The 26,768-nt window shown below is 74.6% G+C and carries 20 protein-coding genes and 2 pseudogenes; 10 read left to right on the forward strand and 12 right to left on the reverse strand.

Going from position 1 to position 26,768, the window contains the following annotated elements; genetic code table 11:
- Positions 1–15: 15 nt before the first annotated feature.
- Positions 16–1,053 (reverse strand): molecular chaperone DnaJ, encoded by a 1,038-nt coding sequence (locus M2266_RS04170; RefSeq protein ID WP_277436884.1) that lies wholly within the window; start codon positions 1,051–1,053, stop codon positions 16–18.
- A complete protein-coding gene (locus M2266_RS04175) occupies positions 1,050–1,913 on the reverse strand; it encodes an NUDIX domain-containing protein (RefSeq protein WP_277436885.1) in 864 nt (287 codons plus the stop codon). Before M2266_RS04175 ends, M2266_RS04170 begins: the two co-directional genes overlap by 4 nt.
- A 137-nt stretch (positions 1,914–2,050) precedes the next feature.
- Between M2266_RS04175 and M2266_RS04180 the strand changes: the two genes are divergently transcribed.
- From M2266_RS04180 to glpK, 5 genes are all read left to right on the forward strand, one after another.
- Positions 2,051–2,404, forward strand: coding sequence for a DUF962 domain-containing protein (locus M2266_RS04180; RefSeq protein ID WP_277436886.1), 354 nt, complete (start codon positions 2,051–2,053; stop codon positions 2,402–2,404).
- 140 nt (positions 2,405–2,544) lie between these two features.
- Entirely contained in the window at positions 2,545–3,006 is a 462-nt protein-coding gene (locus M2266_RS04185) for a zinc ribbon domain-containing protein (protein ID WP_277441061.1), read from the forward strand.
- Entirely contained in the window at positions 3,003–4,190 is a 1,188-nt protein-coding gene (locus tag M2266_RS04190; protein WP_277436887.1) for a lipid-transfer protein, read from the forward strand. The genes M2266_RS04185 and M2266_RS04190 overlap by 4 nt, the downstream gene beginning before the upstream one ends.
- A 149-nt stretch (positions 4,191–4,339) precedes the next feature.
- Positions 4,340–5,071: an MIP/aquaporin family protein gene (locus tag M2266_RS04195; RefSeq protein ID WP_277436888.1), complete on the forward strand. Its 732-nt coding sequence runs from the start codon at positions 4,340–4,342 to the stop codon at positions 5,069–5,071.
- A 9-nt stretch (positions 5,072–5,080) separates the two neighbouring features.
- Entirely contained in the window at positions 5,081–6,607 is a 1,527-nt protein-coding gene (glpK, locus tag M2266_RS04200; protein ID WP_277436889.1) for a glycerol kinase GlpK, read from the forward strand.
- A gap of 3 nt (positions 6,608–6,610) precedes the next feature.
- Here glpK and M2266_RS04205 read toward each other — a convergent pair whose 3' ends face one another.
- The 4 genes and pseudogenes from M2266_RS04205 to M2266_RS04220 all read right to left on the reverse strand — a co-directional run bounded on the left by M2266_RS04205 (position 6,611) and on the right by M2266_RS04220 (position 10,561).
- On the reverse strand, positions 6,611–7,219 hold the full coding sequence (locus M2266_RS04205) for an ATP/GTP-binding protein (RefSeq protein WP_277436890.1): 609 nt from the start codon (positions 7,217–7,219) through the stop codon (positions 6,611–6,613).
- On the reverse strand, positions 7,200–7,592 hold the full coding sequence (locus tag M2266_RS04210; protein ID WP_277436891.1) for a DUF742 domain-containing protein: 393 nt from the start codon (positions 7,590–7,592) through the stop codon (positions 7,200–7,202). Before M2266_RS04210 ends, M2266_RS04205 begins: the two co-directional genes overlap by 20 nt.
- Positions 7,593–7,624: 32 nt before the next feature.
- The gene (locus tag M2266_RS04215; RefSeq protein WP_250974712.1) at positions 7,625–8,047 is read right to left on the reverse strand and encodes a roadblock/LC7 domain-containing protein; all 423 of its coding nucleotides are present in this window, start codon (positions 8,045–8,047) and stop codon (positions 7,625–7,627) included.
- Positions 8,044–10,561, reverse strand: a pseudogene (locus M2266_RS04220) (nitrate- and nitrite sensing domain-containing protein). The gene M2266_RS04215 and the pseudogene M2266_RS04220 overlap by 4 nt, the downstream one beginning before the upstream one ends.
- Positions 10,562–10,885: 324 nt before the next feature.
- Here M2266_RS04220 and M2266_RS04225 point away from each other — a divergent pair.
- On the forward strand, positions 10,886–11,224 hold the full coding sequence (locus M2266_RS04225) for a hypothetical protein (protein ID WP_346780866.1): 339 nt from the start codon (positions 10,886–10,888) through the stop codon (positions 11,222–11,224).
- 7 nt (positions 11,225–11,231) lie between these two features.
- On the opposite strand, the gene M2266_RS04230 is transcribed toward M2266_RS04225, so the two are convergent.
- From M2266_RS04230 to M2266_RS04240, 3 genes and pseudogenes are all read right to left on the reverse strand, one after another.
- Positions 11,232–15,962 (reverse strand): hypothetical protein, encoded by a 4,731-nt coding sequence (locus tag M2266_RS04230; RefSeq protein WP_277436893.1) that lies wholly within the window; start codon positions 15,960–15,962, stop codon positions 11,232–11,234.
- 129 nt (positions 15,963–16,091) lie between these two features.
- Positions 16,092–16,991: pseudogene (locus M2266_RS04235) on the reverse strand (hypothetical protein); the annotation flags it as partial.
- 49 nt (positions 16,992–17,040) lie between these two features.
- Positions 17,041–18,555 carry a hypothetical protein gene (locus tag M2266_RS04240; RefSeq protein ID WP_277436894.1) on the reverse strand — a complete coding sequence of 505 codons (1,515 nt, stop codon included), beginning with the start codon at positions 18,553–18,555 and terminating at the stop codon, positions 17,041–17,043.
- 247 nt (positions 18,556–18,802) lie between these two features.
- Between M2266_RS04240 and M2266_RS04245 the strand changes: the two genes are divergently transcribed.
- From M2266_RS04245 to M2266_RS04255, 3 genes are read left to right on the forward strand one after another with little or no spacing between them, the layout of a single operon-like run.
- Positions 18,803–19,576, forward strand: a complete 774-nt coding sequence (locus M2266_RS04245; protein ID WP_277436895.1) for a 5-oxoprolinase subunit PxpA — start codon at positions 18,803–18,805, stop codon at positions 19,574–19,576.
- Entirely contained in the window at positions 19,573–20,190 is a 618-nt protein-coding gene (locus M2266_RS04250; protein WP_277436896.1) for an allophanate hydrolase subunit 1, read from the forward strand. Before M2266_RS04245 ends, M2266_RS04250 begins: the two co-directional genes overlap by 4 nt.
- Positions 20,187–21,071, forward strand: coding sequence for a biotin-dependent carboxyltransferase family protein (locus tag M2266_RS04255; protein ID WP_277436897.1), 885 nt, complete (start codon positions 20,187–20,189; stop codon positions 21,069–21,071). Before M2266_RS04250 ends, M2266_RS04255 begins: the two co-directional genes overlap by 4 nt.
- A 21-nt stretch (positions 21,072–21,092) precedes the next feature.
- Here the strand turns inward: M2266_RS04255 and M2266_RS04260 are convergent, their stop codons facing one another.
- The 3 genes from M2266_RS04260 to M2266_RS04270 all read right to left on the reverse strand — a co-directional run bounded on the left by M2266_RS04260 (position 21,093) and on the right by M2266_RS04270 (position 24,938).
- The gene (locus M2266_RS04260) at positions 21,093–22,271 is read right to left on the reverse strand and encodes a glycosyltransferase (protein ID WP_277436898.1); all 1,179 of its coding nucleotides are present in this window, start codon (positions 22,269–22,271) and stop codon (positions 21,093–21,095) included.
- Positions 22,268–23,389 carry a glycosyltransferase family 1 protein gene (locus M2266_RS04265; RefSeq protein WP_277436899.1) on the reverse strand — a complete coding sequence of 374 codons (1,122 nt, stop codon included), beginning with the start codon at positions 23,387–23,389 and terminating at the stop codon, positions 22,268–22,270. Before M2266_RS04265 ends, M2266_RS04260 begins: the two co-directional genes overlap by 4 nt.
- A gap of 121 nt (positions 23,390–23,510) precedes the next feature.
- Positions 23,511–24,938 carry a HEAT repeat domain-containing protein gene (locus M2266_RS04270; protein WP_277436900.1) on the reverse strand — a complete coding sequence of 476 codons (1,428 nt, stop codon included), beginning with the start codon at positions 24,936–24,938 and terminating at the stop codon, positions 23,511–23,513.
- Between the two features lie 338 nt (positions 24,939–25,276).
- On the opposite strand from M2266_RS04270, the gene M2266_RS04275 reads away from it, so the two are divergent.
- The gene (locus M2266_RS04275) at positions 25,277–26,752 is read left to right on the forward strand and encodes a SpoIIE family protein phosphatase (RefSeq protein WP_277436901.1); all 1,476 of its coding nucleotides are present in this window, start codon (positions 25,277–25,279) and stop codon (positions 26,750–26,752) included.
- Positions 26,753–26,768 lie beyond the last annotated feature (16 nt).

Here is a 26,768-nt window from a genome sequence, read left to right on the forward strand (position 1 = left end):
GTCGCCGGGACGCCGTCAGCCGACCGGCATCGTGAACGGGCGGAAGGTGCGCGGCCCGTAGAGCCGGTCCAGGAGCTCGTCCAGTTCGGCGAGCAGCCGCCAGGCGTCGTGCGGCCGGCCCGCTTCGCCGGGGAGCGTGCAGCCCCGCACGAAGGCGGCCAGCGGTTGGGGGATGCGCTCCCCCATCAGGTGCTCCATGCAGCGCGCCGCGAGGTGGAGGTCGGTGGCTTCGGTGACCGGCCGGCGGCCGGGGATCTCGGGCGGGTACCGCTCGCGGTGCCGCTCGATGAGGACCGGCGCAGTGGTGCCGGTCGCGGTCGCGTAGCACCAGTCGACGAGCACCAGTCCGTGCATCGCGGGGTGGATGAGGACGTGCTCGGGGAAGACCGCGCAGTGCGCCAGTTGGGCCCGGTGCGCCCAGCCGAGGGCGACCAGCAGCCTGCGCCACATCCAGACGGCGTCCAGCGGGTCCAGGCCCCCGGGGTGCGCGGCGGCGACCTCGGCGAGGCTGTGGAAGCCGTCCAGCGGTTCGAGGGCGTTGACCCGGCGCTCGGTGCCGTTGGTGTCACGGTGTCGGAACGTCTCGATCAGCCGGGGGGCGTAGGCGCGGTGGCGCGGATCCGCCCGGGTGTCGAGTCGGGTCAGCACATCGGCCTCGTGCTCGATCAGGTCGTTGTCGTAGGGCCGCAGCGGGATCTTCAGCAGCGCGTCGTGCCGGGTCCCGTCGACGCGCCGGTAGGTGGCGCGGCGCAGCACGGCGAGGTCGCCGGTGGCCTGCGGCCCGCCATCGCCGAGCAGGTACGTGTGCCGGCGGGTGGTGACGGTGGCGGGCGCGGGGTTCGCGGCGTCGCAGTACTCCGTCCACCGCGCGGTCAGGGCCGGGAAGGCGGCCGAGGCCTCCGCCCGGCGGCCGGGCGGCGCGGTGTCGGGGTGCAGCAGCCGGGCGAGCCGGCGGTGCAGCCGGCCGGCGGCCGCCCGGTCCTCGGGGAAGCCGTGGCGCAGGGCGGCCAAGGCCTGGTCGAAGGTGTGGCAGGCGCCGCTGGTGACGGTCATCGCACGGTCTCCTCGCGGTCCGGGCGCAGCAGGGCGGGGTGCAGGAGGCGGGCGTCGCCCGCGCGGTAGAGCCGGGCGCGCGGGCCGCCGCGGGCGCTGCCGTGGGTGGCGGTGCCTCCGGTGGACTCGACGAAGCCGGGGACCGAGAGCACCTTGCGGTGGAAGTTGCCCGCGTGCAGGGTCGCGCCCCAGACGGCCTCATAGACGGCGCGCAGTTCGGAGACGGTGAACTGCTCGCCGAGGAAGGCGGTGGCCAGCGGGGTGTACTCGATCTTCGAGCGCGCGCGGTCGAGGCCGTCGGCGAGGATGCGGGCGTGGTCGAAGGCCAGCTCGGGGCCTGCGGGCCGGCGACCGGGACCACCCCCGTGGGCCCCGGGCCGCCGGCCCTGTTCGTTGGGACGCGGGTCCGGCGCGTCCGGTTGCCCGCCGGGTTCAACTTCTGCGACGGGAATCCACGCGGCGGCCGCGGCGTCGCTGCCGGCCCGTGCGTCCGGCAGGTCGGGGGCGAAGGCGAGGTGGGCGACGGAGACCACGTGCATCCGCGGGTCACGCTCCGGGTGGCCGTACGAACCGAGCTGTTCGAGGTGCACCCGGCCGAGCCCGTCGGCGGCGTCGAGACCGGTCTCCTCGGCCAGCTCCCTGGCCGCGGCCTGGTCGAGGGACTCCCGGCCGGCCCGGACGAATCCGCCGGGCAGCGCCCAGGCGCCCTCGAACGGCGGCGCGCCCCGGCGGACCAGCAGGACGTGGAGGGCGCCTTCGCGCAGCGTCAGGGCGACCACGTCGACGGTCACGGCGATCGGGTCGAAGGCGCGCGGGTCGTAGGCGGCGAGGAAGCGCTCCTCCTCCTGCTGCGGTGCCATGGCTGCCTCTCGTCGGGTTCCGAGTTCTTCTCACATTGAGTAATTCTCGATTCGAGAAGAACTTAGCACCGGCTCCCGTCCGCGTCCAGGGATGCGAGGGCTGTCGGCCGGATGGGCGGTGGGGTTAGCGTGCGGACATGACACAGCGGACATTCGAATCGTTCGAGGATTTCTGGCCCTACTACGTGGCGATGCACTCCAGGTCCGCCACCCGCTGGGTGCACCTGACCGGGACGCTGACAGGGCTCGCCGTCAGCGCGTACGGGCTGGCCCGGGGACGCAAGCGGTACCTGGCGGCGCTGCCGCTGATCGGCTACGGGACGGCCTGGCCGGCACACTTCCTGATCGAGGGGAACAACCCGGCCTCGTTCGGACACCCCGCCTGGTCGCTGCGCGGCGACGCGAAGATGATCGCGACGATGCTGGCCGGCCGGGACGCGGAGCTGGGCGACATCGCGGCCAAATGGCTCGCGGAACAGCCGCGGGACTGATCCGACCGCCGACGCGACTCCCGGGGCCGGGCCCCGGGCCCGGCCCCGCCATTCCCTCCCCCGGCCCACCGTGGCAGACTCCTGACGAACCGTCAGATAAAAAGGGGAGGCGGCACGTGGCGCGAGCACGCAGACCTGTGGTGGCCGGCTGGTTCACGGAGCCCGGCCCGCCCACCACCGACGGACCGGCCGCCGGAGGCACCGGCGAGGACTTCCGGCTGATCGGCACCCGCTGCCAGGACTGCGGCTCGGTGTTCTTCCCCCGGGAGGACACCTTCTGCCGCAACCCGGCCTGCTCCGGCACCACGCTGGAGGAGACCCGACTGTCCCGGCGCGGCCGGGTCTGGTCGTACACCGACGGGCGCTACCGCCCGCCCGCGCCCTACGTCTCCGACCCCGGCCGGGAGTGGGAACCGTACGTCCTGGTCGCCGTGGAACTCGCGGCCGAGCGCATGGTGGTGCTCGGCCAGGCCGCCCCCGGCACCGCTCCGGCGGACCTCGCCGTCGGTATGGAGGTCGAACTCGTCCCCGGCGTACTCAACGAGGACGACGAGACCACGTGGACCACCTGGCACTGGAAGCCCCTGGGAGGCGGCCGATGACGCGCGACGTGGCGGTGCTGGGCGCGGGCATGCACCCGTGGGGCAAGTGGGGCCGGTCCTTCACCGAGTACGGCGTCGCCGCCGCCCGCGCGGCCCTCGCCGACGCCGGGTTGGCCTGGACCGACATCCAGCTCGTGGTGGGCGCGGACACCGTGCGCGGCGGCTATCCCGGTTATGTCGCGGGCGCGACCTTCGCCCAGGCGCTGGGCTGGCAGGGGGCCAGGGTCAGCAGCGTGTACGCCGCCTGCGCGTCGGGCGCCCAGGCGGTCAACGCCGCGCGGGCGCAGATCCTGGCCGGGATGGCGGACGTCGCCCTGGTGATCGGCGCGGACGCCGCGCCCAAGGGCTTCTTCGCCCCGGCCGGCGGCAACCGCCCCGACGACCCGGACTGGCTGCGCTTCCGCGTGCTGGGCGCCACCAACCCCACGTACTTCGGCCTCTACGCCCGCCGCCGCATGGCCGTGCACGGCGACACCCTGGAGGACTTCGCCCAGGTCAAGGTGAAGAACTCGGCGGCCGGCGCCGCCAACCCCAACGCCCGCTACCGCAAGGCCGTCTCGGCCGGCGAGGTCGCCGCCTCCGCGGTCGTGGCGGATCCGCTGCGGCTGCTGGACATCTGCGCGACCTCCGACGGGGCCGCCGCGGTCGTGCTGTGCAGCATGGAATTCGCCCGGCGGCACACCACGGACCCGGTGCGGATCCGCGCCGTCTCCACCGTCACCCCGTCCTATCCCAAGACCGTGCTGGACCTGCCCGACTTCGCCACCGACTCGGCGGTCGCGGTGGAGCCGCCCGCGCTGGGACTGCGCGCGTCCATCGCGGCTGCGGCGTACGAGGAGGCCGGGATCGGACCGGCCGATCTGGACCTCGCCGAGGTCTACGACCTGTCCACCGCACTGGAACTGCAGTGGTACGAAGACCTGGCGCTGTGCGCGCCCGGCGAGGGCGCCAAGTTGCTGCGGGACGGCGCGACCGCGCTCGGCGGCCGGATTCCCGTCAACACCAGCGGAGGGCTGGCCTCGTTCGGCGAGGCGGTGCCGGCGCAGGCCATCGCCCAGGTCTGCGAGCTGACCTGGCAGTTGCGCGGGCGGGCCGGCGACCGGCAGGTGGCGGGCGCCCGCGTCGGGATCACCGCCAACCAGGGGCTGTTCGGCCACGGCTCCTCGGTGGTGGCCGTACGGTGAGCCGTTCGCGGCCTTGACGCTCCATCACGCCAGGAGAACACTTCCGGTGGTGCGCAGGTCCGCGGGAGGCCCTTCCCCACCGCAGGCGATGACGCGCGCCCTGTCGATGGCACAGCCCGGTCAGTGCAGCCTGCGCGAGGGAGCCAGCCATGCATTCCAACGGGGACGTCTTCATAGGCGAGATCATCGGAACCGCGATACTGATCCTCTTCGGGGCGGGAGTGTGCGCCGCCGTCACCCTCAAGCACTCCAAGGCCAGGGCGTCAGGGTGGATCGTCATCGCCTTCGGCTGGGGCTTCGGCGTCCTCGCCGGGGCCTACACGGCCGGGCCGCTCTCCGGCGGCCATCTCAACCCGGCCGTCACGCTCGGCATCGCCATCGACACCGGTGACTGGGACCAGACGCCGTACTACATCGGCGGTCAGCTGATCGGCGCGGTCATCGGCGCGACCCTGGCCTGGCTGGTCTACTACGGCCAGTTCGCCGCCAACGACGGCCAGGACGAGGAGCCGCTGGGCACCCTCGGGATCTTCTCGACCGTCCCGGAGATCCGCGTCCCCTGGCAGAACCTCGTCACCGAGGCCATCGCCACCATGGGGCTCGTGCTGCCGGTGCTCGCCCTCCCCGGCAACAAGGGGCTGGGCGAGTCGGGCACCACCACGCTGCTCGTCGCCCTGCTGGTCGTCGGGATCGGCCTGTCCCTGGGCGGGCCGACCGGCTACGCCATCAACCCCGCCCGCGACCTGGGCCCGCGCATCGTCCACGCACTGCTGCCCATCCCCAACAAGGGCACGTCCGACTGGGGTTACGCCTGGGTGCCGGTCGCCGGTCCGCTGATCGGCGGCGCGCTCGCGGGAGCCCTCTACAACGCCGCGTTCTAAGGATGCCTTATGAGCGACGAGTCCCATCTGTACGTAGCCGCCATCGACCAGGGCACGACCTCCAGCCGGTGCATCATCTTCGACACCCACGGCTCCATCGTCGCCGTCGACCAGCGCGAGCACCGCCAGATCTTCCCCCGGCCCGGCTGGGTGGAGCACGACGCCACCGAGATCTGGTCCAAGGTGCAGGCGGTGGTGGCGGGCGCGCTCGCCAAGGCCGGGCTGCGCGCCGAACACCTCACCGCGCTGGGGATCACCAACCAGCGGGAGACCACCGTGCTGTGGGACCGGGCCACCGGCCGGCCCGTGCACAACGCGATCGTCTGGCAGGACACCCGCACCGCCGCGCTCTGCGAGGAACTCGGCGGCCAGGACGGCCAGGACCGCTTCCGCGAGCTGACCGGCCTGCCGCTGGCCAGCTACTTCTCCGGGCCGAAGGCGGCCTGGCTGCTGGACAACGTGCCGGGCCTGCGGCGCCGCGCCGAGAACGGCGAGATCGCCTTCGGCACCATCGACTCCTGGCTGATCTGGAATCTGACCGGCGGCGTCGACGGCGGGGTCCACGTCACCGACGTCACCAACGCCTCGCGCACCCTGCTGATGAACCTGGAAACGCTGCAGTGGGACCCGTCGGTGCTCGCCGCGATGAACCTCCCCGAGGCGATCCTGCCGGAGATCCGGGCCTCCTCCGAGATCTACGGCACCGCCGTCGGCCAGTTGGCCGGCGTTCCGGTGGCGGCGGCGCTCGGCGACCAGCAATCGGCGATCTTCGGGCAGACCTGCTACGAGCCCGGCGAGGCCAAGAACACCTACGGCACCGGCAGTTTCCTGCTGCTCAACACCGGCACCCGGCCGGTGCCCTCCAAGAACGGCCTGATCACCACCGTGGGCTACCAGCTCGGCGGGCAGGCGCCGGTCTACTGTCTGGAGGGCTCGATCGCGATCACCGGCGCACTGGTCCAGTGGTTCCGCGACCAGCTCGGCATCATCCGCTCCGCCGACGAGATCGAACCGCTGGCCGCGAGCGTCGAGGACAACGGGGGCGCCTACGTCGTGCCCGCCTTCTCCGGCCTGTTCGCCCCGTACTGGCGCTCCGACGCCCGGGGGGTGATCACCGGCCTGACCCGCTACGTCACCAAGGCACACCTGGCGCGGGCGGTGCTGGAGGCGACCAGCTGGCAGACCCGCGAGGTCGTCGACGCGATGTACCAGGACTCCGGGGTGCGGATCACCTCACTGCGGGTGGACGGCGGCATGACCGTCAACAATCTGTTGATGCAGCATCAGGCGGACGTCCTGGGGGTGCCGGTGATCCGGCCGGTGGTCGCCGAGACGACCTGCCTGGGCGCCGCCTACGCGGCGGGCCTGGCCACGGGCGTCTGGTCGGACCTGGACACCCTCAGGGCGCACTGGAAGCGCGATACCGAGTGGACCCCGGGTATGGACGAGCCGACCCGGGAGCGCGAGTACCGGCGCTGGAAGAAGGCGGTCGAGCGCAGCTTCGGCTGGCAGGACGAGGAGGACGGCCGGCCCTGAGCGTCAGGTGGCGGCGGGCTCCCTGCGGTCCGCCGCCACCTTCGCGGCATGCTCGACCACGGTGATCAGCACCTGCTTGGCGGAGGCCCGGTCCCGCGCGTCGCACATCACGACCGGCACGTGCGGGTCGAGGTCCAGCGCGTCGCGGACCGTCTCCGCCGCGTGCTGGGTCGCGCCGTCGAAGACGTTCACGGCCACGGTGAATGGGATGCCGCGCCGCTCGAAGTAGTCGACGGCGGCGAAGCAGTCCTCCAGGCGACGGGTGTCGGCCAGCACGACCGCGCCCAGCGCGCCCTGCGCCAGCTCGTCCCACAGGAACCAGAAGCGGTCCTGGCCGGGCGTGCCGAACAGGTACAGCACCAGGTCCTCGCGGAGCGTGATCCGCCCGAAGTCCATGGCGACGGTGGTCGTGGTCTTCGCCTCGACACCGTGGATGTCGTCGACCGGCCGGCCCGCCTCGCTCAGCGGCTCCTCGGTGCGCAGCGGCCTGATCTCGCTGACCGCGCCCACCAGAGTCGTTTTGCCGACCCCGAAACCGCCCGCGACCAGCAGCTTGAGCGCTACCGGATCGGGGGCGGACCTACGGCGTCGGTCAGAGCGCCCGAAGCCCATTGATCACCTCTCGAAGAATGCTCTCGTCCACCAGTTCGGCCGGCGGAACAGGCATGCTGACGTGGACGAGTTCCGCGTCCAGCAGGTCGCCGACGAGCACGCGCACCACGCCCACCGGCAGATCGAGGTCGGCCGCCAGCTCGGCGACCGAGGTCGCCATCAGCTGGCAGCGTTCGATGATGTCGAGGTGCTCGGGCGACAGGGTGTGGTCGCCCTCGGCCGCGCCGTCCTCACCGTCCGGCTCGGTCATCACCAGGGCGATGAGGTCGAGTCGGCCTTCGGCGGCGTGGCTGGTGCGGCCACGTGTCATCGCGTACGGACGCACCACCGGGCCGGCGGCGTCGTCGTACCATCGGTCCTTTTCTGAAGTCATGTCACCCCGTACCCCGTCCTCAGGTCATGCCGTCAGCCGCTGAGCGCCGCGCCACTGTCGGTGCGGGGGGCGGTGCCCAGGTGGGCGCCGACCCGCTTGACCAGCAGCGCCATCTCGTACGCCACCTGCCCGACGTCGGAGTCGGCGTCGGTCAGTACGGCGAGACAGCTACCGTCACCGGCCGCGGTCACGAACAGGAAGGCTTCGTCCAGCTCCACCATGGTCTGCCGGACCCCACCCGCGTCGAAGTGCCGGCCGACACCCTTGGCCAGGCTGTGGAAGCCGGAGGCGACGGCGGCGAGGTGTTCGGAGTCCTCGCGGGTCAGTCCGTCCGAAGCGCCGATCGCCAGGCCGTCGCCGGAGAGCACCAGTGCCTTGCGGATGCTGGCCACACGGGTGACCAGGTCGTCAAGGAGCCAGCTCAGCTCACGTGTCGGGCTCGATGGTGCGGTCATCGACCGTTCCCCTCAGGAGTCGTTCTCGGTGCTGTGTGTTCGTCGTCCGGACCGTCCGGGCCGACGGGGCCCTCTGCGAGGTCGTGTTCACGTCCGCGCTGCCAGCCGCGCTGCAGCGCGGCCATCCGGTCCCGCACCTCGTCGGCGGTGCGTTCGCGCGGTGCCTCGGCGCCGGGCCGCGCCGCGGCACCGGTGTCCTGCGACGCCGATTCGACGCGCAGCTGCGGGGCGAGGTTGGCCTGCCGGAACCCGCTTCGGCAGCAGCGCCGCCGTCGGGGCCGGGGGGCCGGGCGGGGCGGGCGGGCCGGAGGGGCCGGACGGCTCCGCGGAGCGGGCCGCCGGGATGGTCGGCGGGGCGACCGGGCGGCCGCGGTCCGAAACCAGGACCGGAGCGGTACGGCGGCGCCGCGGCAGCGGCAGCGGGTCGCCCTCACCACCGTCGGGGCCGGGACCGGCGGCGTCGGGGGCCACGTCCGGTACCTGCACGTGCTCCCTGCTGTCGTCGCTCCGCGCGGTCTCCAGTCCCCACTGCCGGAAGGAGAGTTCGGTTCCCGCCGAGTCCATGTCGATCTCCTCCGCCCCGAGGATCCCGCCCAGGCGGGTCGCTCCGGTGTCCTCACCGGCTTCGGTGAGCAGCGTCGCCGGGATGAGGACGACCGCCGTGGTGCCCCCGTACGGCGACAGGCGCAGGGAGACCCGGATGCCGTGCCGCTGGGCGAGCCGGCTGACGACGAAGAGGCCGAGCCGGTCGGTGTCGGACAGCTCGAACTCGGGGGTCTCGGCGAGGCGCAGGTTCGCCTCCAGCAGCGCGTCCGGGGTGAGGCCGAGACCGCGGTCGTCGATCTCCAGGACGAAGCCGTTGGCGACGTGCTCGCCGTGCACCCGGACCGCGGTGTGCGGAGGCGAGAAGACGGCGGCGTTCTCGATGAGTTCGGCGACCAGGTGCGTCACGTCGGCGACGGCCGAGCCGGCCACCGCCAGTCGGGGCAGTCGGCGGACCTCGATGCGCTCGTAGTCCTCGACCTCGGCGACCGCCGCGCGCACCACGTCCATGAGCTGGATGGGCTTGCGCCACTGCCGGGAGGGCGCGGCGCCGGAGAGGATCACCAGGCCCTCGGCGTGCCGCCGCATGCGGGTCGTCATGTGGTCGAGCCGGAAGAGGTCGGCGAGTTCCTCGGTGTCCTCGGTGCGCCGCTCCATCGCGTCCAGCAGGGTGAGCTGGCGGTGCAGCAGGACCTGGCTGCGGCGGGCGAGGTTGACGAAGACGTCGGAGACGCCGCGCCGCATGTCGGACTGGCGGACGGCTGCCTCGACGGCGGCGCGCTGCAGGGTGTTGAGGGCCTTGCCCACCTGCCCGACCTCGTCGTCGCTGTACTCCAGCCGCGGCACCTCGGTCTCGACGTCGACCTTCTCGCCGGCCGCGAGGCGGCGCATGACGCGGGGCAGCCGGGTGCCGGAGACCTCCTGGGCCTCCTTGCGCAGCCCGGACAGGTCGCGGATCAGGCTGCGGCCGATGCGCACCGAGACGAAGAGCGAGGCGATGACGGCGAGCAGGCCGGCACCGCCCGCGATCGCCGCCATGATCAGCAGCTTGAGGGCGTAGGGCTCGGCACGCTTCTTGTGCAGGTCGCCCGCCTGGGTGTTCAGCCGGTCGAGCTCGCCCAGCGCGGTGGTCGCGGTGTCGAGCCAGGAAGCCTGGTCGGCGGCCCGCGGCGCCGCGGCGGCGCCCGCGGCCATGACGGAGTCCTCCGCGGCGAGCAGCGCCTTGCCGTTGGCGCCCCGCCAGAACTCCTCGTAGAGCGACCGTTCGTTCTCGGGTAGGAGCTTGACGTTGTCCTCGAAGTAGTCCCGCTGCTCGGCGACGGCGAACGTGAAGGAGCGCATCTCCTGCGGGCTCATCCGGCCGGTGGTGATCGTCGCGGCCATCAGGGCGTCCTCGCGGCTGATCGCTTCGCGGGCCCGGGTGATGATGATGAGGGCGCGGCCCTGCTTGTCGATCTCCACGTTGTTCAGCGGGTTGAGCGCGTCGAGGAAGTCGTAGCAGGGGTCGACCATCTCGTTGTAGGCGTCGAGTGCCTCGTTGCGCGTGATCGTCTGGCCGTCGACCCGGGCGCGCAGTGCGCTGAGGTCCTCGAACCCGCGTGTCACCGCGTCCAGTCGGAGCTTGGCGTCGCCGCTGAGGTCGTCCCTGACGTCCGCGTCGGACGCGTTGGCGCGCAACTTGGCGAAAACCTGGTCGGTGGCCTGTTCCTGCTTGGCCAGCCCGGCCTTGAAGTCCGACCGGCGGGGATCGGCCAGATACAGGATGGCGGCGCGCCGCTCCTGTTGCAGGGCCTGGACCGCGTCCTCGGTCGGGTAGCCGACGTTGTTGACGACGCGCTCGATGTCCAGCAGACCCCAGACCTCGCGGCCGGTGAGCGTGGCGGCGAACGCCCAGATGGCCGTGAGCGACACCAGCGGGATCAGCAGCAGCGCCACGATCTTCCGGCGGATCGTCGTACCGCGAAAGCGCATGGCCTCCCCAACGTCAGCCCCGTTCGGGGGGTGTTCGATCGCATGGAATCTGCGCGAGCCTACTACTGCCTCACAGGTATCTCGAAAGCCAGTCCGGTGGCTGGAGTGCGTCGGCCAGATTTGACGATGGCTCGTTTTCGGGTTTAATCCGGGCAACACGGATGACACCGAGGTTCGGGTCACCCCGGTTCGGGCGCGATGCACCTTTGTGCTACGTGGCTGGAAAGGTACTGCGGAATGTCGAGGTCGATTCGGGGGCAGTCACCTTCTATGGACACAGAACCCCTTTCCCTGTGGGTCGAAGATCCCGTCGGGACCCCGCGGATGGCTGATCCGGTCCGGGCCGCCGCCGTCCGTGCCTCGCTGATCGCGTCCTTGACGCTGATCGAAGCGGTGATCACCACGCTGCTGACCTTCGGCGGCTCCTGGCTCTCCGCGCCGGCCATGATCTTCACCGTGGTCAGCGTGATCGTGGCGACCTGGGCCGTGTTGGACGTGTGGGTGACCCGGCAGGTGTGGAACCAGCGCAACGGCGTGGTCTCCAGCCCGAGCAGCGCCGCGCGTGCTCTGCGCCGGGAACGGCGCAGAGCACGGCGCCGGGAGCGGACCGCGGCGAGGCCGAAGCCGCGCGGGCACATACCGCAGTCGCTGTCGCGGGCCTGAAGCACGGCTACCGGGGCTGCGGCTCCGGTCGCGCCTCCTGCTGCGGGCGCGGCTCCTGCTGCGGGCGCGGCTGCTCCGGCGGGCGGCGGAACATCCGGGTGGCGGTGATCTCCCCGTGCACCGTCTCACTGCCGGTGTCCTGGACGGGCAGACCGGGCCGCAGGTGCTCCTCGACGGTGATGTACTTCAGTCCGGCGCGCAGGTCCGCGTCATTGCGCAACCGGACGACCAGCGGGAACTCGGCGAGCGCCGTGGTGTCGAACAGGCCGGTGGTGTAGATCAGCTGGACGCCCAGCGCGTCGGCGACCGCCCGCTGCAGCTCCAGCAGATACGTCGCGTTGGCGCGCCCGATGGGGTTGTCCAGGAAGAGCGTGCCCGCGTGCCGGTGCCGGTCGCGCCCTCGGTCGTTGCTGCGCAGCGCCGCCATCGTGCAGTACAGCGCGATCGCCGCGGTGAGCAGCTGGCCGCCGGAGAACACGTCGCCCATCTGACCCACCGGGACGCGCTCGGCGCGCAGCACGGCGTCCGGCTTGAGGATCTCCACCGCGATCCCCTTCGGCCGGAGCGCCGCCGCGACGCCGCGCAGCAGCAGGGACATCCCGTCGCGCCGCAGGTCGGAGTTCTTACGGACGGCGGAGCTCGTCGCCTCGTCGATGACCTCGCCGAGGCGCTCGGTGAGCGCCGCGTGGTCCGGGTCCTCGAAGCGGATGCGCAGGAACTCCTGCCCCGACCAGTCGCCCAGCCCCTCGGGGAGGCGGGAGAGCCGCTGGGCGGAGCGCAGCGTGGCGAGCGAGGACTCGACGAGGCCGCGCAGCCGGTCCACGATGCTGTCGCGGTTGCGCTCCAACTGCTCCATCTCGTCGGTCAGCACGCGCAGCCGCGGTGCGAACGCCACCGCCCAGGCCGCCGCGTGCTCGGGCAGTCCGGCCGCCGGCAGTTCCCGGATCTGCTGCCTGGCCGGGGTCCTGACCTGCTCGAACCGGGCGGCGTTGGCGTGCCGCACCAGGATGTCGGACGCCTCGCGCAGCTGCGACTCGGCCGCCGAGAGGTCGGTGGCGCAGGCGCGCAGGCTCCGGCGGACCTCGGCGGAGACCGTACGCGCCTCCTCCAGGGTGCCCGCGTAGGGCTCGGGCTCCGCCTCGGCCTCCTCGTGGGCCGCCGACCCGTCCCTGAGCAGATCACGCAGCAGCGCGGCCAGTTCGTCGAAGCCGCCCGCCGCGTCCTCCGCGGCCCGGTGCGAGCGCACCAGGTCCACGTGCGCGCCCCGGGCCTCGTCCAGCGCCTCGGTGCGCGCGGCGAGTTCGCCGTTGGCGCCGCGCAGCAGTTCCTGGGCGTGCCCGGCGTCGCGCGGCAGCAGTTCGGCGGGCAGTTCGGTGTGCGACTCCCCCGCGGCGGGGGCGAGCCGCTCGGCCTCGCCGCGCAGCCGGCCCAGCTGCTCGCTGGCCGCCGAGGCGCGGGCCTCGATGGTCTGGACGAGCTGCTCGGCGCGGGCCGCGGCGGCCTGCCGGGACGGGCCGTCGGCGCCGTCGGACCCCTCCAGGAGCTGGGCGGCGCGAGTGCGGACCTTGTTGCTCAGCCGGTCCAGTTCGGTGAGGGCCGAGCTCTCGGTGCTCTCCGCCCGGGCCTGTTCGGCGCGCAGGTCCGCGCCGACGCCGACCTGTTCGTACAGCTGTGAGGCCGCGCGGTAGGCCTCGCGCAGCGCGGGCAGTGATTCGCCGGAGGGCGGCGCCGCGTCCCGCGCGGGCTCGTCGGGCGCGCCCGCGATCTCGGACCGCTCGGCGCGCAGCACCCGGGCGGTGCGGCGGGCGTCGTCGGCGCCGCGCTGGGCGGCCCTGCGGTCCTCGTCGGCCGCCTGGGCCAGCGCGAGGCAGGCCTCGGCGCGTGCCTCGGCCTCGGACGCGTCCTCGGTCAGCTCGCGGGCCCTGCGCTGCCAGGTGGCGCGTTCGCGCAGCCGGTGCGCGAGACCGGCCAGCAGATCCGCGCGGCGCCTGGCCTGCTGCGCCGCGTCCTGGCGCGCGTCGCGCTCGCGGGCCGCCTCGGCCGACACCTCGTCCGCTTCGGCGCGCAGGGCGCGCACCTCGGTCAGTTCCGCGCGGGCCGCGGCGGCGGCCTCCACCGCCGCCTCCACGGCGGCCGCGAGCTGCCCCAGCTGACCCTGCGGGCAGCCGGACCGCCAGGACGCGAGCCGCGCGGCCAGCGTCCGGTCGTGGCCGAGCCGGGCGGCCAGCGCGCGGATATCGGCCTCCCGGGCGCTCGCCCGGGCCCGCAGCTCCCGGCGTTCACCGTCGGCCGCCAGTTCGTCGTGCATCGCCGGGTTCGGCGGTACCAGGAACACGTCGAACCCGGGCCCGTCCGAGGGGGTCGGCGCGAGCAGGGCCGCCGCGGTGCCCACCGCCACGGTCGAGCGCGGCAGCAGCGCCGCCTGCGCCAGGACCTCACGGGCCCGGCGGTACGTCTCAGGATCGGTGACGACGACGCCGTCCACCAGCTCCGGGCGCGCCGACAGCACCGCGGTGTGGTCCGCCGGGTCCACGGCCTGCGCGAGGTAGCGCCAGCCGGGCAGCGCCGGGATGCCGTGCTCGCCCAGGTACTCCACGGTGGCCAGCACGTCGGGGCCCGGCGGCAGCAGGCCGCCGTCGCCGAGCGCCGCGAGGATCCGCGCGTCGTCGGCGGCCGAGGTCCGCAGGTCGAACAGCTGCCGTTCGGCCGCCGCGACGGTGCCGTCCAGCAGCTCGCGCAACGGTTCGGCGAACGCGTCCAGCTCCAGGGCGCCCAGCGGCCCGGCGTCGGGCCGGCGCGGTGCGGCGGAGCCGCCCTCGGGCCGCTGCGGGGCGCCTGGGGAGGACGCCGGGCCGCGCGGACCCGGGATGGCGTCCCGGGTGACGGACTCGGCCGCCGGCAGGCTCAGCAGTTCCGACAGCCGCGGTTCGGCGGCGAGGGCCTCGGCGACGCGGAAGTCGGCGGAGTGGGCGGCCTCGGCGGCCGCCAGGGCGTCCGCGGCGCGGGCGGCGGCCAGCTCCACCCGGGACTCGGCCGCGGCGGCATCCCGGGCGTGCTCCGCGGCCTGGCGGGCGGTCTCCCGGGCGGTCTCGGCGATCGCGGCCGCGGCGCGCTCGGCGTCGGAGGCCTCCAGGGCGGCACGGGCCGGGTCGGCGTCCGGGGCGGAGTCGTCGAGCCAGCCGGCGCTGACCGCCTCGGCCGTCTCCTGCGCCACCTCGGCGAGTCGCTGACCGAGGTGTCCCGCCTCGCTGCGGGACCGCTGCGCCTCGGTGGCCGCGGCGGTGGCGTCCCGGTGGGCGGCCACGGACTGCTCCTGGAGCGCCGCGGAGCGCTCCTCCTCCCGGTCCGCCTGCCGGTCGGCGCCGTCCGCCGCCGCATGCAGCGCGCGGACCAGGTCACCGGCGGCCAGCGTGCGGGCGGCCAGCGCGGGGGCCGCGTCGCGCTCGGCCTCCTGGATGGCCGCGCTGACCCGCGCCAGCCGGTCGCCGGCCGCGCGGTGCCGCAGCACCGTCTCGGCCGCCTGCCAGGCGGCGTGCAGGGTGCGGGCCTCGTTCAGTTCGCGGCGCAGGCCCGTCGCGCCCTTGTCGGACGCGGCGAGTGCCAGCGAGGCGTGCCGGTAGGCGAGTTCCGCGGCGACCAGCGCGCTGCGGCCGCGGGCCCGCTCGGCGTCCGTGACGTCCCGCGCGGCCCGCTCGGTGTTCTGCGCGAGCTCCTCGCCGCGGCCGCGCTCCTCACGGGCGCGCGCCGACAGCCGGCGCGCCAGGGCGCGGGTGCGGCGCTCGGACTGGGTGTGGATGCCGCGCGCCAGCTCGCGGGCACTGGCGTGCTCGACGATCCGCTCCAGCAGCTCCAGCGAGCCGGCGGTGAAGTCGCGTTCCGCGGTGAGTTCCGCGCGGCGGCCGAGCTTGCCCGCGAAGCTGTGGACCAGGTCCGCGAGACCGTCGGTGTCGCGGGTGTCGGTGACGGCGCGCAGCAGCAGGTCGGCGAAGTCGGAGTCGTGCCGGACGGCGAAGAGCCCGGCCGCCTCGCCCTCGTCGGCGTTCATCTCCCGCTGGTAGCGGAAGAGCTCCGGGTCCAGGCCCAGCTCGCCCAGGTGCTCGTTCCACCGATCGTGGATCTCCTCCCAGGCCACTTCCAGGTGCGGGTAGAACTTGCCGGCCTCGGTGAGGGCGTCGCGGAAGCCCTTCATGGTGCGGCGGCGGCCCGTCGCGCCCGAGGCGCCCTCGGCGGGCGGCCGGACGGCGGTCGACTCGGCGACCGGCAGCGAGTCCAGGCTGAGCCCGGGGCCGGGGCGGAAGGAGTACCAGGCCTCGGCGAACTTGCGCGGGTCGGACGACACCTGGCGGCCGCGCCACTCACTGACCTTGCCGACGACGACCAGCTCGCCGGTGACGGTGTGCTGCCACTCCAGCGCCACATGGCCGCAGTCGTCGGCCAGCAGGAACTTGCGCAGCACGCCCGAGCTGGCCCCGCCGAGGGTGTTGCGGTGGCCGGGCAGCATCACCGAGAAGATCAGCTTGAGCAGGACGGACTTGCCGCCGCCGTTCTCCAGGAACAGGACGCCCGCGGGGGCGGGACGGCGCAGCGGGCCGGTCGGCTCGTCCTGGAAGAACTCGGCCTGGGCGGGCGCGGGCTGCGGCACGGGCGCGCCGACCCCCCGCAGGTCCAGGACGGTGTCTGCGTACCGGGCACCGGCGGGGCCGATGGAGTACAGGCGGAGCCGGGACAGCTCGTACATGGCGGCGGACTCTCGTTCATCTGCGCGGGTGGGCGTGCGGGTGGGGGCGGCTCAGGAGTGGCTGTGCTGGTCTTCCCGGCTGTGCCGGCTCTCGCCGCGGGGGCTGTCGCCCCCGTGGCCGCCGCTCTCGTGGAACGGCAGGCCGGCTTCGGCGACGAGGTCCAGCTCCCCCGTGTCGTCGGGCGGCAGCAGGGTCGCAGAACCGTCGCTCACCGGGACCACGCCCAGCTCCAGGAGTTCGGCCATGGCCGCGCTGCCCGCCATGTCACGGACCTGCAGCTGGTACCGGGCGGTGGTGCGGAACGTGCCGCCCGCGTCGTCCCCGGTGCGCTGCAGGAAGCCGGAGTCGACGAGGAAGGCGACCGCCTTGCCGACGATGCCGGTGGTGGAACCGGACAGCCGCCGGGCGTCCTTGGTGGCGCCGGTGGAGGTGCGGCGCGTCCACACCCGCCAGGCCGCTTCCAGGCCGGGGGCGTCGCTGGCCGGGTCGGTGTTCTCGCCCTGCTCCGCGGCGCGCTCCTCCAGCCGGCGGCAGGCCTGGCGGACGAACCCGTCGACGCCGTTGACGGTGATCCGGCCGATGTAGCCGTCGTCGGCGAGGTCCTCGGGGCGGGGGAACGCCATCGTCGCCGTCGCCAGGTGCGCCAGACCGTGCAGGAAGCGGTCGGCGGCGTCGGAGGCGGCCCGCCGCGAGTACTCGCCCATCCGAACCGCGAACACCGAGTCCTCGGCGGCCGCCACGGCCATCCCGGCGCGCGGCGACACCTCCAGCACGATCAGGCCGAGCCCGGCGGCCACCGCGTCCGCGAGGCGCGCGAAGGCGGGCTCCTCGCGGTGTCTGCGGATCAGTTCCGCGTACTCCGCGTCCCTGGCGGGGAGCAGCTTGGGCTGCAGCCCGTAGGAGACCAGCCGGGCGGCGTCCGCCGCGTCGGCCGCGGTGACGGGCGACGGGGCGCCGGAGCGCGCGGCCGGCGCGGCGTCGCCGTGGGCGGCCGGCGGCGCGGTCTCGGCGTCTCGGTACTCGGTCACGGGTGGATCTCCTCGGGGGCGCTGAGCGGTCTGGTGGGGGTGGCGGCCGTCATGCGATCTCGGAACGCGCCGCGGCCATGCCGGCCGTGTCCAGCCGGGCGGTGCCCACGATCAGGTCGGCGCCGCCGAACTCCGGATCCGTCAGCTCCTCGCCGTCGTCGACGGAGAAGAGCAATCGCGGCTCGCCCTGCCGGTAGGCGGTGCCGACCGGCGGGCTGGCGGCGTGCACCGCCAGCAGGGCCACCAGGTAGGGAAGTTCCGGATCGCGGCGGCGGGCGTCGGCGAGCAGCCCGGACAGCCGGCGCGGCGCGTCGTCGGGCAGGTCCAGCAGTTCCAGCGCGCTCTCCAGCTGCTCCTCGCTGAAGCGGCTGTCGGCGGGGGTGGCCACGAGGTCCGGTTCCGGCATCGCCGCGCCCAGGTGCTCGCGTTCGGTGGGCGGGGTGAGCAGTATGTCCACGAGGTCGCAGACCCGCACCGCAGGCGGGGTGCGCAGGCCCGTACCGCGCGCGAAGAAGGCGTCGGTGACCCGGGACGCCTGCTCGACGGGGAGCGGCAGGATGGGCGAGACCAGCTGCCCGTACAGGTCGAGCCCGGCGCGGGCGGGCGCCGAGGCGAACGCCTGCCGGTCCTGCTCCGCGCGGAACAGCGGCCCGGCCTCCAGCAGCCGCGACTGCAGCTGGGTGTGGCGGCGGATGCAGTCCTTGACGATGTCGACGAGCTCGGCGGCCCGCCGCTTGTGCCCGGGGTCCTCCGCCTCGTCCCGCGCCTTGCGGATGTTGGTGAGGATCGCGTTCTCGTGCCGGTACCGGTCGGCGACGTGGTCGAGCGCCTCGGCGATCATGTCAGGGACGGCACGCAGCCAGTCCACCGCCCGGACGTTGCGCCGGGTCGCCTCCAGAGCGCGGCGCAGTGTCTCCGCGTACTGCACGGTGCGGTAGCGGGCCTGCTCGGCGGCGAGCTGGGCGTCTGCCAGCCGCCCCCGGCTGATCAGCACCTCCAGCTTGACCTCGGCGGCGATCTGCGCGCTGGTGACGTCCGTGTCGAGCGCGCCGACCAGGACGTTGACCGCCTCGTCGGTGGTGCGCAGGTACACGCCGCCGCCGGGACCCGGCACCTCCTCGATCAGCTTGAAGTCGTAGTCGCGGCGGACGTACGCGCCGTCGGCGCCGAAGGTGCCGTAGACCGCGCGGAAGCCGCGGTCCACGCTGCCGACGTTGACCAGGTTCTCCAGGACCCAGCGGGCGACCCGCTCGTGCTCCTCGACGGGCCGGCGCGGTGCCTGGGCGGCGACCCGGGGCAGCAGCCTGGTCACTATCTGCTCGGGGTCGGCGCCCGTGTCGAAGTCCATGTTGAGCGTGACCATGTCGATGGCGGACAGCGCCACCTCCGCCATCGCGTACACCGAGTACTCGCCGGCCAGGTTCGCCTTGCGCACGTCCAGGTCGTGCAGCGGCGCGGTGCACGCGAGCGCCTTGAGGCGGCGGGCCAGGCCCTCGTCGGCGGCCGGGCCCGGAGCGGGGCGGGGCGCGCCCGTCGTCGGGTACGGGGTGGTCGTTACGGTCACGACCCACACATTAGGCGGTGCCACCGACATCGAACGAAACGGCACGGATCACCCGCCCGGCCACAAGTCACCCGCGGGGCGGTCGTCGAACCGCCTCCCGGCCACCGCTGGGTGGCGCCTCCGGTTGCCGGCCCTGGACCACCCCGGTGCCTCAAGTACCGGGGCGGGTGCGGCCGATCGCCTTGGATCGCCCGCACCCGACGCCCCCCTTCGAAGACGCAGGCGCCGCGCCGGACGCGGTGGCACCATGGCGGTCATGGTCATCGATCTCAACGCGGATCTCGGCGAGGGCTTCGGCCGGTGGACCCTCACCGACGACGACGCGCTGCTGTCCGTCGTCACCAGTGCCAACGTCGCGTGCGGCTTCCACGCGGGCGATCCGGTCACGATGCGGCGGGTCTGCGCGCTCGCCGCCGAGCGGGGCGTCCGGATCGGGGCCCAGGTCTCCTACCGGGACCTGGCCGGCTTCGGGCGGCGCGCCATGGACGTGCCTCCGGACGAGCTGGCGGCCGAAGTCGCCTACCAGATCGGGGCACTGGACGTCTTCGCGCGGGCGGCCGGCTCACGGGTCGCGTACGTCAAGCCGCACGGCGCGCTCTACAACCGGACGGTGGGCGACGCGGCGCAGGCCGCCGCCGTGGTGGCGGGCGTCCTGCTGGCCGGGGGGCCGGACGGCGGACTGCCGGTGCTCGGGCTGCCCGGCTCCGAGTTGCTGGCCGCGGCCGGGAAGGCCGGTCTGCCGGCGGTCGCCGAGGCGTTCGCCGACCGGGCCTACACCGAGCGCGGCACGCTCGTGCCGCGCGGCGAGGCGGGCGCGGTGCTCCTGGACGGCGACGCCGTCGTCGCCCAGGCCCTGGCGGTCGCCCGCGACGGCCAGGTCGTCGCGGCCGGCGGCCGGCGGATCGCCGCCGGCGCGCGGTCGCTGTGCCTGCACGGCGACACGCCGGGCGCGGCGGACCTCGCCCGGCGGGTGCGGCGCGAACTCCAGGACGCGGGTGTCGTGTTGGGGGCCTTCGCATGAGGACGCTCCCGGTGGGGGAACGCGCGCTGCTCGTGGAGCTGGACACGGACGGCGAGGTCGGGGCGTTCCACGCCGAGCTGTCGCGGCGGCGCGCGGCGGGGACACTGCCCGCCGTGCGCGAGATCGTCCCGGCGGCCCGCACCATCCTGCTCGACGGCCTGGACGACCCCCGCGCGCTGGCCAGGGAACTGGCCGCCTGGACCGTTCCGCCGCTCACGCGGGGAGCGGGGGCGGAGACGGAGATCGCGGTGCGCTACGACGGGCCCGATCTGGCGGAGGTCGCCGAACTGTGGGACGTGCGGCCCGAAGACGTCCCGGACATCGTCGGCGGCCTCGTCTTCCGGGTGGCGTTCTGCGGCTTCGCTCCCGGTTTCGCGTATTTGACCGGGCTCCCCGAGCACCGGCACCTGCCGCGCCGCGCCACTCCCCGGACCGCGGTCCCCGCCGGTTCGCTGGCGCTGGCCGGACCGTACGCGGGCGTCTACCCGCGTTCCTCTCCCGGCGGCTGGCAGCTGATCGGCACCACCGACGCCGTCCTGTGGGACCCGCGCCGGGAGCCGGCGGCGCTGCTGACCCCCGGCACCCGGGTGCGCTTCCTGTCGGACCCCGCATGACGCGGGCATGGGTGCGCGTGGTGCGGGCGGGCGCGCTGACGACCGTGCAGGACCTCGGGCGGCCGGGCCACGCCCACCTCGGCGTGCCGCGTTCCGGTGCGCTCGACCCACCCGCGCACCGCGGGGCCAACCGGCTGGTCGGCAACCCGGAGGGGGCCGCGACCCTGGAGACGACCGTCAACGGCTGCGCGGTACGGGCGGGCCGTCCGGTCGTCGCGGCCGTCACCGGCGCCCCCTGCGCCGTCCGGATCGACGGCGCCCCCGCACCCTGGGGCGCGGCGGTGCGCGTCCCGGCCGGCGCCGTCCTGGAACTCGGCGCCGCCGAGGGCGGGCTGCGCTGCTATCTGGCGCTCGCCGGCGGCATCGACGTCGAGCCGGTGCTCGGCAGCCGCTCCGCGGACCTGCTCTCGGGGCTCGGCCCGGCGCCGCTCGCGGAGCACGACACGCTCCCGCTGGGCGTGCCCCGCGGCCGGTCCCTCGGCGCCGACACGATGCCGTGGCCCGCCCCGCCGGCCGAACTCGTGCTGCCCGTCCTGCTCGGCCCGCGCGACGACTGGTTCACCGAGGAGGCGCCGCGGCTGCTGGCGGCCGGCGCGTACACCGTCTCGGCCGCCTCCAACCGCATCGGGCTGCGCACCGAGGGCCCCGCACTGCGGCGGGCACTCGACGGCGAACTGCCCAGCGAGGGCATGGTGCTGGGCGCCGTCCAGGTGCCTCCCGACGGCCACCCCGTCATCTTCCTGGCCGACCACCCCGTCACCGGCGGCTACCCCGTCATCGGCGTCGTCCCCGAGGCGCGGCTCGCCGCGGCGGCGCAGGCCGTCCCGGGCACCCCCGTACGGTTCCTCCCGCTTCGGGGGCGCGGGTCCGGGCGGCGGTAGCCGTATTCCGGCGGCCGGCGGTTACGGCGTGGCCGCCGCGGTGTGGACGTGCGGAGCACCGAGGGGGGCGTCGTGGGCCGCGAGGAACGCGGAGACGGCGGCGGGCCAGCCGTACCGCTCGGCCCGGAGGCGGGCGGCGGCGCGGCGGGCGGACTCCGGCCGGGCGAGCAGCCGCTGCACGGCGGCCGCGAACGCGCGGCCGTCGGTGGCGCAGGCGCCCGCCGGGCCGATCAGGTCCGGGAGCGCGGACAGGGCGCTGGCGACGACGGGCGTGCCGCAGGCGAGCGCCTCGATGGCGGCCAGCCCGAAGGTCTCGGCGGGCCCCGGGGCGAGGACGACGTCGGCACAGGCATGGAGGGCGGCCAGCCGGTCGCGGTCGGCGACGTGGCCGAGGAAGGTGACCGGGAGTCCCGCGGCGCGGGCCCGCGCCTCCATGCGGCCGCGCAGCGGGCCCTCCCCGGCCACGACGAGCGCCGCCCCGACTCCGCGCCGGCGGAGTTCCGCGAGGGCCTCGAGCGCGCGCCCGGGCCGCTTCTCGGCGGACAGCCGCGAGCACATCACGAGCAGCACCGCCGCGCCGTCCGCGTACCGCGCCCGCAGCGCCCCGTCGCGGAGTGCCGGGCGGAACCGGTCGAGGTCCACCCCGAGCGGAGCCCGCACCACGTTGCGCGCCCCGAGGCGTTCGAACTCGGCGGCCGCCCACGGGGTCGTGCACACGACCCGCGAGTAGGCGTGCGCGGTACGGCGGTTGAGCCGGTCGGCGGCGGAGCGGGCGGCGGCCGACGGCACCCCCCAGGTGCGCAGGACGGCGTCGGCGCTCTCATGGGAGACCATGACGGCCGGGACCCGGTTCTTGCGGGCCCACTCCCCCGTCCAGCGCAGTGTCGTGCGGTCGGAGACCTCCAGCCGGTCCGGGGCCAGCGCGTCGAGCAGCGTCTCGACCGGACGCCGGCGGGCGAGCACCTGGTAGCCGCCGGTGCCCGGCACGACGGTGCCGGGGAGGGTGATGACCCTCCCCTGCGCGGTCGTTTCGGCGCGGATCGCCGGGCATCCGGGAGACATGTCCCCGGGGATGACGAGGACCGGCTCGTGGCCGGCCGCGAGATAGCCCTCGCCCAGGTGCTGGAGGGCGGTGCGCAGCCCGCCGGAGACGGGGGTGACGAAGTTCGCGAGGCGGACGATCCGCAGCGGCCGGCTCATGCCGCGACCACCGTCCGGGCGCCGAGCACCTGCGCGTAGTGGTCCAGCAGCTGGTCACCGACCGCCTCCCAGGTCCGCGCCGCGACGTCGGCACGCCCTGCCGCCCCGTACCGCGCGCGCAGCGCGGGGGCGCGCTGCAGGAGCCGCACCGCGTCGCACAGCGCCTCGTCGTCTCCCGGCGGCACCAGCAGGCCGGTGCGTCCGTGGGCGACGAGGTCGAGCGGGCCGCCGGCGGCGGGCGCGATCACCGGCACCCCGCTGGCCATCGCCTCCTGGACCGTCTGGCAGAACGTCTCGAAGGGGCCGGTGTGCGCGAAGACGTCGAGCGAGGCGAAGATCCGGGCCAGGTCGTGGCCGGTCCTGGGACCGAGGAAGAGCGCGCCCGGCAGCGCCGCCCGCAGCCCGGGGGCGCTGGGACCGTCACCGACGACGACCACCCGCACACCGGGCAGCGCGCAGACCCCGGCGAGCAGCCCGACCTGCTTCTCGGGGGCGAGCCGGCCCACGTAGCCGACGATCAGCTCGCTGCGCGGGGCGAGCGTGCGGCGCAGCTCGGGGTCGCGGTGCTCCGGCCGGAAGCGCACCGGGTCGACCCCCCTCGGCCACAGGTGTACCCGGGGGACGCCCTGCCGTTCCAGCTCCCGGACGGAGGCGGTGGACGGCGCGAGGGTGCGGGCCGCGGCCGCGTGCACGGCGCGGATGCGCCGCCAGGCGGCGGCCTCGCCGACGGGCAGGTAGGAGCGGGCGTAGCCGGCGAGGTCGGTCTGGTAGACGGCGACCGCGGGGACCCGCAGCCGCCCGGCGGCCGCCATGCCCCGCACCCCGAGGACGAACGGGCTGGCGAGGTGGACGATGTCGGCGCGGTGCGCGGCGATGGCGGCGGTCGTCCGCCGGCCCGGGAGGGCCACGCGCACCTGGGGGTAGCGGGGCAGCGGCAGGGAGGGCACGCGGACGACCGGGCAGGGGTCGTCGCCGGGCGGTGGGGCGTTCGGCACGGCCGGTGCGACGACCAGCGGCTCGTGCCCGCGCCGGGCGAGGTGTTCCGCGGTGCGCAGCGCGCAGTGCGCGACGCCGTTGAGGTCGGGAGGGAAGGACTCGGTGACGATCGCGACTCGCATACCCCTGTTGTCGCCATACCGAGCGTTGTCAGGGCCACGACGATCTGTACCGCCGTGGAACGCGTGATGACCCTTCGGGCGGCGGCCCCCGCCGAGGAGGCGGGGGCATCGCCGGCCTGCCCTACCGGGCGGGCTCTCCCGAGCTGAGGCGGCCGCGCACGGCGGTCTGCACCTCGGCCTCCTCGGCCGGATCGGCGGCCATCCGGCGCAGCTGGGCCAGGACCCGTACGTCTCCGGTGGCGGCTTGATGCGCGGCGAGTTCGCGCGTCGTCTCCTCGCAGTCCCACAGGCACTCCACCGCGAAGCCGGCGGCGAAGCCGGGGTCGGTGGCGGCCAGTGCCTGGGCGGCGTACCCGCGCAGCTGGGAGGAGGAGGTCTCGCGGTAGACGTGGCGCAGCACGGGTGCCGCGCGGTCGATCGTGAGCCGGCCGGCGCCCTCGATGAGGACGGCGAGGCCCTCGGCGTCGGCGCCGTCGTTCTGGACGAGCCGGCGCAGTCCGGCCAGCACCCGGCCGGCGTCCTCGTCGCCGCCTCGGCAGGCGAGCATGCGGGCGGCGGAGATGCCGAGCGCGTCCTCGCGCTCGGACCAGGCGCGGGCCCGGTCCATGGCGTCGCCGCCGCGCATCCGCTCGAACGATTCGAGGGCGGCTCTGACGACGAGGTCCACGGGGTCGGCCGCGGCGGCTTCGATGAGGTCCAGGACCTGTGGGTCCTGCCGGTCCGCGAGGTGGCGCAGCGCGGCGGCGCGGGCGGCGGGCCGGCCGTCCTGGGCGGCGGCGACGAGCTCGGGGCGGTCCTCGGGCCCGGCGACGGCCGCCAGGCAGCGGGCCGCGGGCTGATCGCGGTCGACGGCCGGGTACTGGACGAGGCCCTCGTCGGCCCATTCGAGTACGGCGCGGACGCTCCAGCCGGGGGTGGGTCCCGTCGGGCGCAGCTGGCGCTGCCAGCGGCTGAACGACACCTCTTCCAGTGCCTTGCGGACCCGGGCGGCGCTCGCGGGGCGCCGGGAGTCCTCGGCCCACAACTGCCACGGCCTGGGCTCGTACGCCTCGCGCACGGCCGCGGCCAGCTCGGTATCGCCCTCGGCGGTCTCCGGGAAACGGGCGAGCAGGGCGGGACCGAGGTCGCGCAGTCCCTGTTCGTCGTCACGGACGGCCAGCTCGTCCAGGGCCCACTCCCAGTTGCCGCCGGTGGCCGCGTAGCGCCGCAGCAGGCGCAGGGCGTCACCGCGCCCGTAGCCGGCGAGGTGGCCGAGGACGGACAGCGCGAGACCGCAGCGGTGCTCGTCGGGGGCCAGGAGGTCGTCCGGATGGAAGAGGTGCTGTTCGATCCCGTCGAGCCCGGCTTCCAGTTCGGAGTACAGCCGCGCGTAATAGAGGGAGCGTGATTCCACCCGCCAGTCGAGGCGGGGGTCACGCAGGACGCACTGCTCCAGAGCGGCGAGGGCGTCTGCCCGCTGCGCCGCCAGGGCATGCAGGGTCCCGTCTCCGCGTCCTCGCTGGAGGAGGCCGAGAAGGGTTCCACTGGGCGCTATGTCTGGGTCGAACATGAGGTCAGCATCCGGTGCGGGGGGTTCCAAGGCAACGGGATTTCCGCTGCGGGTGCCCGGCATCCTTACCGGCCGCCGGGCGTTTCAAGCCTGGCGGCGGATGAGAATGTGTGGGGCCGGGGCGGGCCGCAGCCTACCGAGGTTTCGCCGCCCGTGTCGCTCCGGGCCGCCAGACGTTCCGGAAGGCTCGTGGCATATGCCAGGAGCACCACCGGATCGGGTATTGCAGAAAGCCTTACGGCCCATCACGCCGTGTGCCACAGTCGTTACCGGCCCTTCCGTCCCGCCCTGGCCGCTCAGCCCGGTATCCGGTATCGGAGTCACCTTCGGAGAGCGTCATGCCGTCTCACCTGCACGCGGACCGCTCCGCCGCACAGCCGACCGACCCCGGCACGGTGGACGCGCTGATCTCGAAAGCCCGCCGGCTGCGCAGCGAGGTCGACGCGGTACGCCGTGAGGCCGCCACCCCGGACGGGGACCCCCAGGTCCGCTGGGAGCGCGCTCTGTGCGATCTCGCGGTGCACCAGCTCGACGATCTGGGCGAGCACCTGGGACAGCTCCGCGAGGGTCTGGCCGACGACGACGGCACCGCGGACCCCTTCGTCCCGAGCGACTTCGCCGGCTCCTACGTCCCGTCCGCGCCGGTGCCGGACCGTGTCCCGGATCACGCTCCCGGCCGGGCCGGCAGCGCCGAATGGGACCTGCTGACGGACGAGGCGGAATGGTCCGACGAGCTGTACCGCATCTTCGGCCGTGACCCGGACGACGGGCCGCTGACACTGGACGAGCTCCCCTCCTGGCTCTACGAGGAGGACCAGGCGTCCCTCACCTCGATGGTCACCGGTTGCCTGGTCGACGGCAGGCCCATCGACGGCGAGTTCCGCATCGTGCGCTCCGACGGTTCCACCCGGACGCTGCACATGGTGGGCGAGCCCGTGCTCGACGCTGACGGCGGCACCGCTTCGATGTGGGCCGTGCTGCGGGACGTCAGTGAGCTGCGTCGCAGCCAGCTGACGCTGAGGGAGACCCGTGACTCTCTCCAGCGCCAGCGGCAGTTCGCGCGGTCGGAGCACCGGCTGGCGGTCGAGCTGCAGGAAGCCGTGCTCCCGCCGTGGCGCGGCTCCCTGCGGTTCCCGCAAGGAGGCGGCCCCGTCACCCTGGACCTGGCCGCCCACTACCTCCCTTCCGGTACCAGCGCGCTGATCGGCGGCGACTGGTACGACGCACTGTTCCTTCCCGACGGCGCGACGCTGCTGACCGTCGGCGATCTCACCGGACACGGTGTGAACGCCACGTCCGGCATGGCGATGATGCTCGGCGCGCTGCGCGGCATGGCGGTCGCGGGACTGGAACCCGGACCGTTGCTGGGCAGGCTGAACCACCTGCTGGACACCTCGGCCCAGCCCACCCTCGGCAGCGCACTGTGCTGCCGCTACAACCCCGCCGACCGCACCCTGAGCTGGGCCCAGGCCGGCCATCCCGCCCCACTGCTCTTCCGCGACGGGACCGGACGCGCCCTGGACCCGCCCGAGGGCGTGCTCCTCGGGGCCACCTCCGACGCGCGGTACACCCAGGCCGCCGAGCCCCTCAAACCTGGCGACCTGCTGGTACTGCACACCGACGGACTCGTGCCCCGCCGGACGTCGTTCCCGGCCGGGACGGAGCCCACGGACGGCGCACGCCGACTGCTCGCGATGGCACCGCTGTTCGCCCGGGCCCGCACCGCGCAGGACTGCGTACGGCTGGTCGTCGAGGAGTTCGGCGCCCCCGAGCGTGAGGACGACGCCTGCGTGCTCGTCGCGAGGATCGGTTGAGGATCGGTAGGAGACC

Source organism: Streptomyces sp. SPB162 (assembly GCF_029504575.1).
In the GTDB taxonomy this organism is placed as follows: Bacteria; Actinomycetota; Actinomycetes; order Streptomycetales; family Streptomycetaceae; genus Actinacidiphila.

Excerpts from the sequence above, each read along its gene's own strand:
- M2266_RS04190 (WP_277436887.1), top strand. The coding sequence starts at position 3,003 with ATGACGCGCGACGTGGCGGTGCTGGGCGCGGGCATGCACCCGTGGGGC.
- M2266_RS04180 (WP_277436886.1), top strand. The coding sequence starts at position 2,051 with ATGACACAGCGGACATTCGAATCGTTCGAGGATTTCTGGCCCTACTAC.
- M2266_RS04265 (WP_277436899.1), bottom strand. The coding sequence starts at position 23,389 with ATGCGAGTCGCGATCGTCACCGAGTCCTTCCCTCCCGACCTCAACGGC.
- M2266_RS04250 (WP_277436896.1), top strand. The coding sequence starts at position 19,573 with ATGAGGACGCTCCCGGTGGGGGAACGCGCGCTGCTCGTGGAGCTGGAC.
- M2266_RS04175 (WP_277436885.1), bottom strand. The coding sequence starts at position 1,913 with ATGGCACCGCAGCAGGAGGAGGAGCGCTTCCTCGCCGCCTACGACCCG.
- M2266_RS04170 (WP_277436884.1), bottom strand. The coding sequence starts at position 1,053 with ATGACCGTCACCAGCGGCGCCTGCCACACCTTCGACCAGGCCTTGGCC.
- M2266_RS04210 (WP_277436891.1), bottom strand. The coding sequence starts at position 7,592 with ATGACTTCAGAAAAGGACCGATGGTACGACGACGCCGCCGGCCCGGTG.
- M2266_RS04205 (WP_277436890.1), bottom strand. The coding sequence starts at position 7,219 with ATGGGCTTCGGGCGCTCTGACCGACGCCGTAGGTCCGCCCCCGATCCG.
- M2266_RS04270 (WP_277436900.1), bottom strand. The coding sequence starts at position 24,938 with ATGTTCGACCCAGACATAGCGCCCAGTGGAACCCTTCTCGGCCTCCTC.
- M2266_RS04215 (WP_250974712.1), bottom strand. The coding sequence starts at position 8,047 with ATGACCGCACCATCGAGCCCGACACGTGAGCTGAGCTGGCTCCTTGAC.
- M2266_RS04255 (WP_277436897.1), top strand. The coding sequence starts at position 20,187 with ATGACGCGGGCATGGGTGCGCGTGGTGCGGGCGGGCGCGCTGACGACC.
- M2266_RS04225 (WP_346780866.1), top strand. The coding sequence starts at position 10,886 with ATGGCTGATCCGGTCCGGGCCGCCGCCGTCCGTGCCTCGCTGATCGCG.
- M2266_RS04245 (WP_277436895.1), top strand. The coding sequence starts at position 18,803 with ATGGCGGTCATGGTCATCGATCTCAACGCGGATCTCGGCGAGGGCTTC.
- M2266_RS04195 (WP_277436888.1), top strand. The coding sequence starts at position 4,340 with ATGCATTCCAACGGGGACGTCTTCATAGGCGAGATCATCGGAACCGCG.
- M2266_RS04260 (WP_277436898.1), bottom strand. The coding sequence starts at position 22,271 with ATGAGCCGGCCGCTGCGGATCGTCCGCCTCGCGAACTTCGTCACCCCC.
- M2266_RS04275 (WP_277436901.1), top strand. The coding sequence starts at position 25,277 with ATGCCGTCTCACCTGCACGCGGACCGCTCCGCCGCACAGCCGACCGAC.
- M2266_RS04230 (WP_277436893.1), bottom strand. The coding sequence starts at position 15,962 with ATGTACGAGCTGTCCCGGCTCCGCCTGTACTCCATCGGCCCCGCCGGT.
- glpK (WP_277436889.1), top strand. The coding sequence starts at position 5,081 with ATGAGCGACGAGTCCCATCTGTACGTAGCCGCCATCGACCAGGGCACG.